General features: G+C 60.5%; 17 protein-coding genes. All 17 read left to right on the forward strand.

What is annotated here, in order from left to right; genetic code table 11:
* Positions 1-31: 31 nt before the first annotated feature.
* Positions 32-703, forward strand: a complete 672-nt coding sequence (gene gpM, locus ACL7TT_RS17140; RefSeq protein WP_413397230.1) for a phage terminase small subunit — start codon at positions 32-34, stop codon at positions 701-703.
* 95 nt (positions 704-798) lie between these two features.
* On the forward strand, positions 799-1,263 hold the full coding sequence (locus tag ACL7TT_RS17145) for a head completion/stabilization protein (RefSeq protein ID WP_413397232.1): 465 nt from the start codon (positions 799-801) through the stop codon (positions 1,261-1,263).
* Positions 1,263-1,751 (forward strand): phage tail protein, encoded by a 489-nt coding sequence (locus ACL7TT_RS17150; protein WP_413397233.1) that lies wholly within the window; start codon positions 1,263-1,265, stop codon positions 1,749-1,751. The genes ACL7TT_RS17145 and ACL7TT_RS17150 overlap by 1 nt, the downstream gene beginning before the upstream one ends.
* On the forward strand, positions 1,735-2,397 hold the full coding sequence (locus ACL7TT_RS17155) for a phage virion morphogenesis protein (RefSeq protein ID WP_413397234.1): 663 nt from the start codon (positions 1,735-1,737) through the stop codon (positions 2,395-2,397). The genes ACL7TT_RS17150 and ACL7TT_RS17155 overlap by 17 nt, the downstream gene beginning before the upstream one ends.
* Before the next feature lie 60 nt (positions 2,398-2,457).
* On the forward strand, positions 2,458-3,612 hold the full coding sequence (locus ACL7TT_RS17160) for a DUF2586 domain-containing protein (RefSeq protein ID WP_413397236.1): 1,155 nt from the start codon (positions 2,458-2,460) through the stop codon (positions 3,610-3,612).
* 49 nt (positions 3,613-3,661) lie between these two features.
* Positions 3,662-4,108 carry a phage protein gene (locus ACL7TT_RS17165; RefSeq protein ID WP_301414070.1) on the forward strand — a complete coding sequence of 149 codons (447 nt, stop codon included), beginning with the start codon at positions 3,662-3,664 and terminating at the stop codon, positions 4,106-4,108.
* Positions 4,109-4,117: 9 nt separating this feature from the next.
* Positions 4,118-4,330: a TraR/DksA C4-type zinc finger protein gene (locus ACL7TT_RS17170; protein WP_413397238.1), complete on the forward strand. Its 213-nt coding sequence runs from the start codon at positions 4,118-4,120 to the stop codon at positions 4,328-4,330.
* Positions 4,327-4,914 (forward strand): hypothetical protein, encoded by a 588-nt coding sequence (locus ACL7TT_RS17175; protein ID WP_413397240.1) that lies wholly within the window; start codon positions 4,327-4,329, stop codon positions 4,912-4,914. The genes ACL7TT_RS17170 and ACL7TT_RS17175 overlap by 4 nt, the downstream gene beginning before the upstream one ends.
* Positions 4,911-5,396: a hypothetical protein gene (locus ACL7TT_RS17180; protein ID WP_413397241.1), complete on the forward strand. Its 486-nt coding sequence runs from the start codon at positions 4,911-4,913 to the stop codon at positions 5,394-5,396. Before ACL7TT_RS17175 ends, ACL7TT_RS17180 begins: the two co-directional genes overlap by 4 nt.
* The gene (locus tag ACL7TT_RS17185; RefSeq protein ID WP_413397243.1) at positions 5,393-5,665 is read left to right on the forward strand and encodes a hypothetical protein; all 273 of its coding nucleotides are present in this window, start codon (positions 5,393-5,395) and stop codon (positions 5,663-5,665) included. Before ACL7TT_RS17180 ends, ACL7TT_RS17185 begins: the two co-directional genes overlap by 4 nt.
* Positions 5,666-5,705: 40 nt before the next feature.
* A complete protein-coding gene (locus ACL7TT_RS17190) occupies positions 5,706-5,993 on the forward strand; it encodes a putative phage tail assembly chaperone (protein WP_413397245.1) in 288 nt (95 codons plus the stop codon).
* A 62-nt stretch (positions 5,994-6,055) separates the two neighbouring features.
* Positions 6,056-6,175 carry a DUF6890 family protein gene (locus ACL7TT_RS17195; RefSeq protein ID WP_413397294.1) on the forward strand — a complete coding sequence of 40 codons (120 nt, stop codon included), beginning with the start codon at positions 6,056-6,058 and terminating at the stop codon, positions 6,173-6,175.
* Positions 6,175-8,475, forward strand: coding sequence for a phage tail tape measure protein (locus ACL7TT_RS17200; protein WP_413397247.1), 2,301 nt, complete (start codon positions 6,175-6,177; stop codon positions 8,473-8,475). The genes ACL7TT_RS17195 and ACL7TT_RS17200 overlap by 1 nt, the downstream gene beginning before the upstream one ends.
* Entirely contained in the window at positions 8,475-8,810 is a 336-nt protein-coding gene (locus ACL7TT_RS17205; RefSeq protein ID WP_413397249.1) for a DUF2590 family protein, read from the forward strand. The genes ACL7TT_RS17200 and ACL7TT_RS17205 overlap by 1 nt, the downstream gene beginning before the upstream one ends.
* Complete coding sequence (locus ACL7TT_RS17210) at positions 8,807-9,976, forward strand: baseplate J/gp47 family protein (RefSeq protein WP_413397251.1); 1,170 nt, start codon at positions 8,807-8,809, stop codon at positions 9,974-9,976. The genes ACL7TT_RS17205 and ACL7TT_RS17210 overlap by 4 nt, the downstream gene beginning before the upstream one ends.
* Positions 9,973-10,497, forward strand: coding sequence for a phage tail protein (locus ACL7TT_RS17215; protein WP_413397252.1), 525 nt, complete (start codon positions 9,973-9,975; stop codon positions 10,495-10,497). Before ACL7TT_RS17210 ends, ACL7TT_RS17215 begins: the two co-directional genes overlap by 4 nt.
* Before the next feature lie 9 nt (positions 10,498-10,506).
* Positions 10,507-12,687 (forward strand): phage tail-collar fiber domain-containing protein, encoded by a 2,181-nt coding sequence (locus ACL7TT_RS17220; protein WP_413397254.1) that lies wholly within the window; start codon positions 10,507-10,509, stop codon positions 12,685-12,687.
* Positions 12,688-12,692 lie beyond the last annotated feature (5 nt).

A 12,692-nucleotide genomic window follows, 5' to 3' on the forward strand; every position in this document is an offset into this window, starting at 1 on the left:
TTTAACAGGATCAATCAACCGGGTTTGCACCATGCCGTTTATTACTTTGCAACACCAGCAGCGTGCCCGCGCCCGCGCGGCGGCACAGGCCAGCGCCGCTGCCCCCACCGTGAGCGCGCAGAGCGACGTGGCGCACAGCCCGGACCGCAGTGTGATTGCAGCGGCCCTGGAGGCGGATCTGCAACTGTTGTCCGAGCGCGCGAACGTGCAGGAAAAAATCGCCCTCAAGCGCCAGTTGCTGCCGAAGTATCTGCCCCATGTAAAGGTCTACCGCGAAAGCGGCGCGCAGTATCCGAACCCGCTGCTGGTGTCCTGCCTTATCTGGCTTTTGGATGTGGAGGATATCGAGCAGGCTTTAGAACTGGCGGCACTGGCTATTGCTCAGCAGCAACAGTTACCGGCGCGCTTCAATCGCGATCTATCTACCTTTGTGGCGGAAACCCTGCACGATTGGGCCGAGCGCCAGTACATGGCCAACCGCAGTGCCAGCCCCTATTTCGAGCAGGTGCTGGAAAACGTGGAGCAGGGAACCTGGCCGGTCACGCAAATTATTGTGCTGGGCAAACTGTACAAACTGGCGGGGCTGATTTGCGATCAGCAGGAAGACTTTGCCAGAGCGGTGCATTGGTATGAAAAGGCAACGGCAGCGAATGATAAGGCGGGCGTGAAAACCCGCCTGGAATCTGCCAGGAAAAAATTGTAACGGTCCCCCCACCCGCGCGGGCCAGTGGGGCGTCTGTCGCCCGGTGCGATCAGGCAAACCACTTGGCACCGCGTTTTTAAACAGGTATGCGCACAGTGAGTTTTAGCGGCAAATCCGATCACTACCTGGCAACCACACTGGAGAACAACGGGTTTTTTCCGGATCTGGTGTTGGGGGATCTGCAGAAAATGTACCGGGTACCGGCGGAATACGATCAGGCAAAAGTGGAGCACCTGCTGCGCCTGGCCATGATCGATGTGAATGACAGCCTGGTGCAACAGCAGGACACCTGGCAGCGCGCTGGATTGTCCACCCTGGCCGAAGTGCCGGCCCCGATCATCGGTGGTAAAAGCGCGCTGCTGGTGCAATACCAGCGCGCCGTGTTCGCCCTGGCCACCGCCATGGCCTTTCGTCAGTTCGCGACGGTGACACGCCGGGAGGTGGGCGAGCACCAGGCCAAGGAAAGTCCGCACACCGAACAGCTGTACCGCGCGGAATCGGATCAGGCCCTGCGCCGCCTGCGCGGCATCACCACCAATATTACCGCGGAGCTGCTCTGATGGCTTTGGAAAAACTCACCGCCATTACCGCACACCTGCTGGCGGCCAATCTGGTGTCTTCGGAGCAACTGGACAGCTGGATGGAAAACGGCCAGATGGAGCCTGCCAGCAAGCACCTGGGCCAGGGCCTGCGGGTGTGCCGGCAGACTTACGACGCTGTGATCCAGATTGAGCGCTTTGCCGGTGATCCGGCGCTGCTGTTCGCTCTGGTGACCACCTGGCTAATGGAGCACGACCGCGCGCGCTTTGAGCTGAACCTGCCGGCACCGGATGTGGATGTGGACGTGATCGACGAGCGCGCTGCGGATGTGGAAATCACCATTCGCTTTTCCGAGGATGTGGATCTGGTGGCGGACGACAACGGCCCCATCGCTTACCGGGGCACCCGCTGGGCGGTGGCAGCGGTGCCGGTGGACAGTGCTGAGCAGGTGGCGGTGGGGGACAACAAAGCCCTGCCCACGGATGCCCCCTATGCGCGCGACCCTTGATCTCAGCGGACACCTGACCCTGCGCCGGCAGCTGCAACTGCTGGCGCTGAAGCCGGCCCAGCGCCGGCGGCTGGCGGCGACTCTGGGACGCAAGGTGCGGGTGTACAGCCGCAAGCGGTTGCGGGCACAGAAAGATTTAAACAACCGTGCCTGGGCGGTGCGCAGTAAACCCCGCAGCGGCAAGCGCAAGCTGTTGCGGGGCATGAGCAAGCGGATGCGCCTGCACAGCGACACCCGCGGTGCCGAGGTCGGTTACACCGCCAACGTCACCGGCAAGATCGCCTATGCCCACCAGCACGGGGTGCCCGAAACCTGGAACGCCGCCAAGGCGCACAAGCTGCGCGGCAAGCCGGATTACGAGGCGCCGGCCACGCGGCGCCAGGCACGGGCATTAAAGCGGGAGGGTTATGTGGTGCGCCGTAAAGGCGGCAAAAAGAAAAAGCCCACCATGCGCTGGATCACCGAGCACGTGACCCTGGGCCAGGCGGGTCTGGTTTTAAAACAGATGCGCGAGGGCGGGCAGTCGAAAACAAGCTGGGTGATCCCGCTGCCAGAGCGCAGTTTTCTCGGCGCCGACGGGCGCGAGATCGAGGCCCTGACCAATACGATTTTTGATGAAGCATTACAGCGGATTCAACGGGTGTAAATCCTGTGCCCACAGCGGGTTTACACATAACGAATTTACCGACAGATCGAGGACAAGGCCATGGCACTGGGAAAAGTGACCGTCAACAACCTGAATCTGGGCCAGGGCAGTTTTGATGAAATTGAACGCAAGACCCTGTTTCTGGGTGTGGGTCATGTCAGCAGCGACACGAACACCGAAGACGTTACGGACACCGAAGACGTTACGGACACGGTAATTGCGCTGAACAGCCAATCCGATCTGGACCAGCTGTTGGACAGTGGTGATTCACAATTGAAAACCCAGGTGGCCGCGGCCCAGGCCAACGGCGGTGAAAACTGGCAAGCCTGGGCGCTGCCCATGGCGGTGGACGACGATTGGCAGGATGCGCTGGACCTGGCCCTGCACAGTGTGTCTCCGGAACTGGTGGCACTGTGTACCCCGGCGGGGGCGGCGAGTGATCTGGAAACCGCGTTTGCCAAAGCCGAGTCCGTGCGCATGGACCAGGGGCGCCGCCTGGCAATCCTCAGCGCTACCCCCGGTATCGATGACACCGCGCAGACCTGGAGCGATTACCTGGCCGCCCAGGCCGCTATCGTGCAGCCCGTCAACGCCTACCGGGTGTCCGCGGTGCCGCTGTTACACGGCAATAATCTGGGCGTGCTGGCAGGGCGCTTGTGCAACCGCGCGGTGAGTATTGCCGACACGCCCATGCGCGTGGCCACAGGTCCGCTGCTGTCTTTGGGATCGGTGCCCAACGACAGTGCCGGCGTGGGCCTGGACAACGCCCTGCTGGCCAGTTTGGACGCGCTGCGGCTCTCTGTACCGCAAACCTATGCCGATTACCCCGGCACCTTCTGGGGCGACTGCAATTTGCTGGATGCCGAAGGGGGCGATTACCGCGTGATGGAAAACCTGCGCGTGGTGGACAAGGCCGCGCGGCAAATCCGCCTGCTGGCCATCAGCCGTCTCGGCGACCGCCTGTTAAACAGCACCCCGATTTCCATTGCCTCCAACAAAACCTATTTCTCCCGGCCCCTGCGCGCCATGGCCCGCAGCGTGAAAATCGGTCCCAGCGTGTTTCCCGGTGAAATCCAAGCGCCCAGAGACGGCGATATCGAAATTGTGTGGCCGACCCGGCACAAGGTGGAAATCTATTTGCGCGTGACCCCCTACAACGCCCCCAAGGAGATCGAGGCCAATATCGCGCTGGATTTGAGTAACGTCAATTTGTAGGGGCGATGACAACAAAACCGCAGGATTAACGTTAAAGGGAGCCTTTGTTATGTCCAAATTATCCGGCCGCGATATCGATGTCACCATCGGCAGTTACCGCGTCAATATCGATGAGGCCAGCCTGTCCATAGAGGATGCCACCGAGGCAACAAAAACCCGCGGGGTGCCCGACGGGTTTATCGAGGGCGAGGTGTCGGCCACGGGGGAACTCAAATTAAACAGCGGCGAGTTCGCCACGATTCTGGATGCGGCCAAAGAGGCCGGCAGCTTCCGCGATCTGCCCACCTTCGATCTGGTTTTCAATGCGGAGTCCAGCGACGAGGCCCTGAATATCGAAGCCTTCGACTGCAAGCTGCGCCTGTCGGATCTGCTCAATGCCGGCCAGAACAGTGAGCGTTTGATGCACACCGTCACCTTTGAAGTGACCGGGCGCGAGTTTGTGAAGGTCAACGGCGTGCCCTATTTGCGCCAGGGGGAAATTGAGCGGCTGAACTAGAGGTGCAGCATGGCGGATATCACGGACCGGGCTTCGCAGCTGGAAGAGCAACAGCGCAACCGCGCCCTGGCAGCGCAGCAGGCGCGCGGGCATACCAATGTGCCCGGTGCGTTGTATTGCCGGGAGTGCGCTGTGCGCATACCGCCAGCGCGCCGCGCCTTTGGCGGTATCACCCGCTGCATTGACTGTCAGTCCTTGCAGGAAATGAGGGAACGCAGATGAAACAGCCAAACTACGCGCAGCTGCAAACTGCGATCGATCGCAAAGGCTATCGATTTTTTCAACAGGGCGATTTCAATCTGAATCTGATCGGCATTCGCAGCGCGGACACCTGCGCGAATCGATTCAATGATCACCTGGCGGTGGCCTGGAGTTTTCATGGCACACCCCACTGTCTGATATTTCCGGCCACCACCGACCCAGGCGGTTACTGGCGGGAAAACCCGGTGCAGGTCAATGGCACCGCCATACTGGTGCCGGGGCAGTACGCGGGCCTGTGGCAATTGGGTTTGCACCGCGGCCAGTACCGCGCCCTGGTGCAGCGCGCACCGGCGCGGGTGTACCGGGACAACAACCGCGACCGGGTGCTGGATTTTGACGGATCGATTGAGGGCGGCCTGTTCGGAATTAATTGTCACCGCGCCAGCGCCAACCACACCAGCCAGCAGGTGGATCGCTGGAGCGCCGGCTGCCAGGTGCTGGCCAACCCGCTGGACTTTGCCCTGTTGATCGCGCTGTGCGAACGCGCGGCGCAAAACTGGGGCAGCCAGTTTACCTACACGCTACTGGAGGCGTCGGATCTATGAGTGCCACTGTACTTGCCGCAGCCGGGAAATTTGTCCTCGGTGGTTTGCTGGATTTTTTTAAACACAAGCGCGAAGTCAAAGCGGAGCAGCGCCGGGGTGAACTGGCATTAAAAAAAGCCGCCAACAATGCCCGTATCGCGCGCACCCAGAGTGGTGACGATCACGCCGCGGCCATGGATCTGGAGAGCGCCGGGCAGCGGGGCTGGAAAGACGATTATTTATTGCTGCTCACCACCTTGCCGATGGTGTTGTTATTTGCCGCACCGCTGTTGGAACTGGTGATGGCCACGCACTACCAGCGTGGCGATTTACAGCGTGCCGTGCAGGCCGGGTTTACTGCCTTAAAAGCCACACCGGAATTTTACTGGTGGGGCCTGGGCGCGGTGTATATCGACACCTTCGGTTTCCGGCGCATGTTGCGCACGGCGGTGGAAACCTGGGCGGGAAACCGCATGTTCGGCAAAAGGCCACCGTCATCATGAACCTGAACGAACAGCAGCTGGAAGCGCTGATGCGCAAAGTGGCCAGAGAATCGGCACGGGAGACGGGGCAAGACCTGCTGGAAAAGCTGGGTGTGGATACCGAGGATGTGCGCGAAACGCAGAAGGACTTCGCCCACCTCAGAGCCCAGCGCAAGGCATCGGAGCAAGTGACGGTCTGGGGCAAGCGCATTCTGCTGGGCATTTTTCTCTCCGGTGTCGGTGGGACTTTGTGGGCCGGCTTTAAAGTGGCCCTCAGTGTGAAAAGTTAAATGTTAAACAATGGATCAACCCTGTAGGAAGGAGAACACCATGGCTGCAAAAACCAACAACAACCAGAAAAACATCACCCTCAGTGCCGACGATAGCGAATTCACTTTTCAGGTGTGCCGGGAGGATTACAACAAACTGATCAACCGGCTCGGCCCCAATAACAAGACCGGCCCCATGCATAACTTTCTGGTGGCCACGGTGGAGGCGGCCCACAAGGACAAACTGCTGGAACTACTGGCGGCGCAACCCGGTGCCGAGGTAGCCCTGGGTAGTGCATTGGTGGAGGAGTACACCCCCGACCTGGATGTGTTGGTAAAAAAGTCCTAGCGCTGGCAGACGCCCTCGAACAGAACGGTTACAGCCGCCTGTGTGCCTATGCGCACAAGTGGCTGCCGGGGGCGCCTTTGCAGGAAGACACCCTGGCTACGGCGTTTTTCCTGGAGCGGGACTACTGGAACAATTTTGAAGCGACCGTTGCCAACGGGATTGGCAGGGCCTGGAGACACTGATGAGCACCAGACTGGAAAAACTGATGTTTCGTATTGGTCTGATCGACAGGGCCAGTGGACCGCTCGGCAAGCTGGATGCGCAGCTGCACAAGGTGACGCGACACGCGACCGCAGGTGGCGCTTTGCTGGCGGGTGCCGCCGTTGGCGGTTGGGCGCTGCAGCGGGCCATGTCCGGTTTGTTGGGGCCGGCGATTGAAATGGAACGGGCGCTGGCCGGGGTCAGCACCCTGGGCGTGGCAGCAAGCGCGTTGAAAGAGCTGGAACGAACTGCGCTGGCGTTCTCCGCTCGCTACGGCGAGAGTGCCACCGATTTTGTGGCAGCTTCCTACGACATCAAAAGCGCTATATCCAGTTTGCGGGACAATGAAATTCCGAAATTTACCCAAGTGGCGGCAGTGCTGGCCAGGGGGACCAAGGCCAATGTGGGCGATATCACCAGTTATATGGGCGGCATGTACAACATTTTCCAGAAAACCGCCGACCGTATCGGGCGTCACACATGGGCGGAGCAACTGGCGGGGCAGACGGCCCTGGCGGTGAAGGTATTCCGCACCGACGGACAGAAAATGGCGAGGTTTTTTGAAAGCCTGGGGGCCACCGCCACCAACAAGGGCTGGAGCATGGCGGAGCAGATGGCGGTGGCCGGTATGCTGCAGGGGCAGATGAGCGCTTCGGAAGGCGGCACTGCCGCAAAGGCGTTTATTTCCGGTTTGAGTAAAGCCCAGGAAAAGCTGGGCGTGAAATTCGAGACTGCCGAGGGACTTTTGGCACCGGACCTACTGCTGGCGAAGATCAACAAGTTGACCCAGGGCATGAGTGCTTTGGAGCGCGGTGCATTTCTGGAAAAAAACTTCGGCGGACAGGAAGCGGTGCGGTTTGTCGAAGCGATGGGTACCGGTCTTGAGAAGCTGCCCGGTTACCTGGACCAATTCGACCAGGTGCGTGGTATGGCGGTGGCGCAACGGATGGCGGCGGAAACCGTCGATGTATTCCAGCAGTGGCAGGCCAGCAGCCGCGCATTGATGACCCTGCTGGGCAAGGCCATGCTGCCGGTGATCACCCCATTGGTGGCAACGCTAAGCGCCGCCAACGAGAAAATGATGCTGTGGAGCGAGCGGTTCCCGCATCTGACCAAACTGATTGGCACCGTGAGTAGTTATATTGCGGGGCTGATGGCCAGTTTACTTGCCCTCGCTGCTGTGGGGGGCATGTTGCGGCTCACCCTTGCCGGCCTGACGGGGGTTCAATTTTTGTGGACTGCCGTCACCAAAACCGCAGCCGGCGTCCAGTGGCTCTACAACAGCGCCCTCAAGGCCGGGCGTGTGGCGGTGCTGCTCTATCACCTTGCGTTCAAACCCCAGCTGCTGGCGGCCTGGGGTTTGGCCAGCAAAGGCGCCGCCGCCAGCCTGGCGTTGCTTGGCAATGGCATGCGTATTGCCGGCAAGGCCACGCTGCTGTTTTCCGCCGCGCTCTGGGCCAATCCCATTACCTGGGTGGTGATGGGGGTAGGGGCACTGATCGCCGGCCTGGTGCTGCTGGTGCGCCACTGGGATACGGTGAAAAGTGCTGCCCTGCAGTTTATTCAGGGGGTGGTGGACCAGTGGGGCCGGCTGCGCAGTGTGATTGAGGACAACGCCTTTCTGCGCCTGCTGTTTACGCCGCTGCTGGCGGGTGTGGATATGACCTCCCTGGTGATCCGCAGCCTAATGCGGCTGCCGGCGTGGTTCGGGCAATTTTCCGCCTGGCTCGGCACACAGGATTTATTCGGCGCGCCAGGGCGGGCACTGGACTGGCTGATGGGCAAGTGGGCAACCCTGCGCAGTGCCATCGAGGACAGCGCCTTTTTGCGCCTGCTATTCGCACCACTACTGGGGAGTGTCGGTGTGGCCGGGCTGTTACTGCAGCAGCTGGAAAAAATACCGGCCTGGTTTACCGCGTTTAAATCCTGGCTGGGAACACTGAATCCCTTTTCCGCCCTCGGCAGCGGGCTGGACTGGTTGCACAACAAGCTGCGCTTTTTACCGGGCTTTGACCGCAACGGGGCGAATATCACACTCCCGCAAACGCCGGGCGGCGAGGTTGTGGATCGCAAGATGGTGGATCTGCAGCAGATTCGGGTAGAGCGCCCCGGCCCGCTGCCGGGCCTGCCACAACAGCGACCCAGCGCGGTTCCGGCGGGGGGGATTGCCCAGCATTTTCAAACGCACTCGCGCGGCGGCACCCATATCGAAAAGGTGGAGGTTTTTAATCCGGCCAGCGGGCAGTCGTTTTTGGATGAACTGGAAATGGCGGCGGGCTGATGACGCAATCCTCGCAACATAAAAAATATCAGGATCTGCTGATTATCAACAACGATATCGCCCTCGACGGTGTCGGCGTACCCCTGGGTATCAATGATCGCGCATCGATTGCCCAGGATATCAAGCACCTGATCCGCGAGAGCGGCCTGCTTGTGGCCCTGGTGGGAGAGCGCCAGCGCGATACCTGGGCCATCAACCTGTCGCGATTGGAAAACCTGGTGGAGAGTGACACCCGTATATTGCCCGGCAGTGCAGTGCTGACGCGCCTGGATAAGGAAACAATTTTAGTGCGCGCCACCACGCTGGAATACCAACACCTGGAGTTTACCCTGTGAGCGAGCAGCAGCTGTTTACCAAGTTGTTAACCGAGGGCGGGCTGCCCACCACCGAGGCGGCCGTGCGCGCGGAATTTGAAAAAGCTGTGGAGGCGGAAAATGTCGCCTTCACGAATCAACGGGAGATATCGCCCTGGTGGCGCATGGTCACGATATTAATTACCCAGCCGGTGATCTGGCTGATTCAAGCGCTGATCAACGGGGTGATGCCGCAGATGTATGTGAAAACCGCCAGTGGACCTTTCCTCGCCCTGTTGGCGGATGGGGTCAACCTGGTGCCGAAGGTAAAAACCAAAGCGCAGGGCCTGGTGCAGTTTACCCGTGCGGACAGCTCCGGTGCGCTTTCGGTAGCGGTGGATACCGCGGTGCAGAGCGCGAATATCAATGGCCGCGTCTACACCCTGCGCACCACCGCAGAGGCCACTTTCCCCGATGGACAGGCAACCGTATTGGCGCCGGTAGAGGCGGAAGCGGCGGGCAGTGCCTATAACCTGGCCGCGGGTTACTACTCGGTGTTGCCGGTGCTGCTGCCGGGCATTATCGCGGTGAGCAATTTATCCGGCTGGCTGACCCACCCGGGCACCGACGACGAAGATCCGGAGGCGTTGCGCAAGCGCATTCGCACCCAGTTTATGGCGGTCAACCAGTGGCATACGGACGCGGTCTACCGCGCATTGATTGCCGGTTTCGACGGGGTGGACGATGAGCATATTTTTTTTGACAGCGATGCCCCGCGCGGCCCCGGCACCGCCGACGCCTATGTGATGTTTGCCATCGGCAATCCGGACGCGGCATTTATTCAGCGTATCCAGCGCAAAATCACCGACGAGGGCAATCACGGTCACGGCGACGATCTGAAAATTTTCCCCATGCCGGAAACCCACCACACGGTTGCCGTGACGGTGTACACCCTCGATGGCCTGAGCGGGGATACGCGGACGGAGTTAGAGGCGGACGTGGTGCATTTTATCCGCGCCGCCTTCCGTGAAAACCGGGATTACCAGCCGACCCTGGTGCAACCCTGGAGTCGTTTTTCTTTTTCCCTGCTCGGTGGTGAGCTGCACCGACAATTTGCGTTGATCCGCGGGGTGGATTTCAACCTGGAATATATCGTCAGTGAGATGAACCTGCCGCGTCTGCAAAGCCTGTCGGTGACGCTGTCATGATCCCGTTGAAATTGCCGTTTTGGCTGTCCGGGCCGCAGCTGTCGAAACTGCGCCGCGCCTGTCAGCACTTCTGGGAACAGGTGGAAAGCTGGCTGTACTGGCCGGTGCGCCAGCTGGACCCGCTGACCTGCACCCCCGGCGCGCTGGATTTGCTGGCCTGGCAGCGCGGGGTGCAGCGCTTCGACGGCGAGTCCATGGGCCTGTACCGCCTGCGCGTGCGCTATGCGTTTGTGAATGCCCGCGACGCGGGCAGCGTGGCCGGATTAAAGCGCATCTTTGAACGCCTGCTGATTGGTTATGTGGAAATTGAAGAGCGACTGCCGGACCGGGACTGGGATGTGATCAAACTGCATCTGTCGGACCGACAAATGGCCGATAACCCGGAGCTGCTACAGATTATTTTACGCAAATACGGCCGTATCTGTCGCCGCTATGAATTTGAGGTTTTAACACCGCTGCCCATTCAACTGCGCAGCGCCCACTGCGGCCACGACAACGGGTTTTTATCGGCTTCACTGTAGGAAAGGACAATGCCTGCAATTATTAATACCGGTGCGGCTTATATCGCGGCCAAGACCGGCGCCAGTGAAGCGGTGGAGATTACCCACTTTGTACTGGCGGATATCAATGGCCTGGACCCTGACCAGGCGGTGGATCTGGCCGAGGTCTTGCCGGCGGCAAACACAATTGTGTTTGAGGCGGTGGCCTCCCAAACAGGCTACCTGACACCGGACAAAGTGGTGTATTCCCTGGCGATGGATACCAGCGTGGGGGATTTCCATTTTAACTGGCTGGGCCTGCTGGCCAGCGACGGCACCCTGGTGGCGGTGGCCTATTTGCCGCGCACCCGGAAAACCACGACGGCGAACGGGGTACAGGGCAACCATATCACGCGCAATTTCCTTCTGCAGTTTGCCGACGCGCAACAGGCGACCGGAATCCATGTGCCCGCGGAAACCTGGCAGATTGATCTGAGTGCCTGGCTCGATGCCATGGATGCGCGTGCGCGTGCGCACAACCGGGATATTTACGGGCGCGCCAGTTTCTTCGGGGATGGCTGGAAGCTGGTGGAGGATGCCGGCAGTTATCACTTATTGCCGGGTATTGGTTATGTCGAGGGCATCCGCATTGCCAATACACAGGACTTGGTTATTGCCACGCCAAACGCTATCCCTAAAGAAATTTGTCTGGACGTTTCTCTGCAAAAGCAGGTGGATCAGGTGTCCGCCGTGGTGACGGTTTACCAGGGCGCGCCTGCGGATTATGTGGACACTGCAGGCGTGCAACACACTGTGGAAGAAATCGCCACTATCCAATCCACTGGTGCGCCGGTGGACCGGCGCACGGTGTACGAGGTGGGTTCTCTCGGGCTGGTTCACTATTTATTGAGCCGCACCAATATTTACGTCCCCCAGGATCAGGTAGCCAGCCCATCCCAAAAGGGGATTGTGGAGCTGGCCACCAGTGCGGAAACCCAGTCGGCCTCCGATACGGCCCGCGCGATCACGCCCAAGGCACTCGGCGATACCGTGGTTGACGGCCTGGATTCCAGCAGCACCCGCCGCCCTTTAAGTGCGGCTAAGGGCCGCGCGCTGCAACAGAGCAAACTGGATAAAACCACCACCGCCACCACCATCCGTGCGGGCATTGCGGAGCTGGCCACCAGCGCGGAAACCCAGGCGGCCGCTGATACCGCCCGCGCAATAACCCCCAAAGGGCTCGGTGATACGGTGGTCGACAGCCTGACTTCCAGCAGTGCCCGGCGCCCCCTCAGTGCGGCTAAGGGCCGCGCGCTGCAAAACAGCAAGCTGGATAAAACCACCACCGCCACCACCACCCGCGCGGGTATTGTGGAGCGCGCGACCCAAAGCGAAGTGCTGGCAAAAACCGATGACACCCGCTATGTCTCCCCGAAACAGCTATGGGCCGCCCTGAATTATTTGTTACCGCCCAATGCGGTGATTTTCTGGCATGGCACCCTTGCCGGGATTCCCGAGGGCTGGGCGCTCTGTGATGGCCAGAACGGCAGGCCCAATGCCATTGACCGGGTGTTTGTGTGTGCGGGCGGGGAATACCAGCCCGGCGATACCGGTGGCAGCGACACCAGGACCAGCGGCAGCAGCGGCAGCCACAGCCACGGCGCCTCTACCGGCAGCGCCGGCAGTCATACCCACAGCGGGGAAACCGACAGTGCCGGCAGTCACGCCCACGGGGCCTCCACAGCCGATGCGGGCGGCCATGCGCACAACGCCTCCAGCGGCAGTGCCGGCAATCACGCGCACACGATTTCCGTTGCCAACCACACCCTGTCCACCTCCAGAATTCCGGCCCACGGGCACAGTATCAACGGTGTCAGGATGTTGCGTTTTCCCGGTTATGAATTTTCCAACTACGGACCGGACTATGACCCCAGCGATCGCGACGGATTAACCGTGACCGGCGCCAACAACGGCAGCGGCGGTGCGCACAATCACAGTGCCAGCAGCAGTAGCACCGGTGCCCACAGCCACAGTGTGAGTGTCGCCGGCGTGGGCCACCACAAGCACAGCGTGACGGTGAGTAGCGGCGGAGCCCATAGCCACGATTTTTCCACCGCGAGTGCGGGCGGGCACAGCCACAGTGTGTCCATTAATTCAAGCGGCAGTCACAGCCACTCGGTGGACGTGCGCCAGCGTTACTTTGCCGCGGCGGCAATTATTCGCGTGGCCTAGGAGAA

The sequence above is a fragment of the Microbulbifer jejuensis genome (genome assembly GCF_047289955.1).
GTDB lineage: Bacteria > Pseudomonadota > Gammaproteobacteria > Pseudomonadales > Cellvibrionaceae > Microbulbifer.

Bases quoted from the DNA above. Each gene is read 5' to 3' on its own strand.
- ACL7TT_RS17160 (WP_413397236.1), top strand. From the start codon at position 2,458: ATGGCACTGGGAAAAGTGACCGTCAACAACCTGAATCTGGGCCAGGGC.
- ACL7TT_RS17155 (WP_413397234.1), top strand. From the start codon at position 1,735: ATGCGCGCGACCCTTGATCTCAGCGGACACCTGACCCTGCGCCGGCAG.
- ACL7TT_RS17190 (WP_413397245.1), top strand. From the start codon at position 5,706: ATGGCTGCAAAAACCAACAACAACCAGAAAAACATCACCCTCAGTGCC.
- ACL7TT_RS17215 (WP_413397252.1), top strand. From the start codon at position 9,973: ATGATCCCGTTGAAATTGCCGTTTTGGCTGTCCGGGCCGCAGCTGTCG.
- ACL7TT_RS17180 (WP_413397241.1), top strand. From the start codon at position 4,911: ATGAGTGCCACTGTACTTGCCGCAGCCGGGAAATTTGTCCTCGGTGGT.
- ACL7TT_RS17170 (WP_413397238.1), top strand. From the start codon at position 4,118: ATGGCGGATATCACGGACCGGGCTTCGCAGCTGGAAGAGCAACAGCGC.
- ACL7TT_RS17200 (WP_413397247.1), top strand. From the start codon at position 6,175: ATGAGCACCAGACTGGAAAAACTGATGTTTCGTATTGGTCTGATCGAC.
- gpM (WP_413397230.1), top strand. From the start codon at position 32: ATGCCGTTTATTACTTTGCAACACCAGCAGCGTGCCCGCGCCCGCGCG.
- ACL7TT_RS17165 (WP_301414070.1), top strand. From the start codon at position 3,662: ATGTCCAAATTATCCGGCCGCGATATCGATGTCACCATCGGCAGTTAC.
- ACL7TT_RS17205 (WP_413397249.1), top strand. From the start codon at position 8,475: ATGACGCAATCCTCGCAACATAAAAAATATCAGGATCTGCTGATTATC.
- ACL7TT_RS17150 (WP_413397233.1), top strand. From the start codon at position 1,263: ATGGCTTTGGAAAAACTCACCGCCATTACCGCACACCTGCTGGCGGCC.
- ACL7TT_RS17220 (WP_413397254.1), top strand. From the start codon at position 10,507: ATGCCTGCAATTATTAATACCGGTGCGGCTTATATCGCGGCCAAGACC.
- ACL7TT_RS17185 (WP_413397243.1), top strand. From the start codon at position 5,393: ATGAACCTGAACGAACAGCAGCTGGAAGCGCTGATGCGCAAAGTGGCC.
- ACL7TT_RS17175 (WP_413397240.1), top strand. From the start codon at position 4,327: ATGAAACAGCCAAACTACGCGCAGCTGCAAACTGCGATCGATCGCAAA.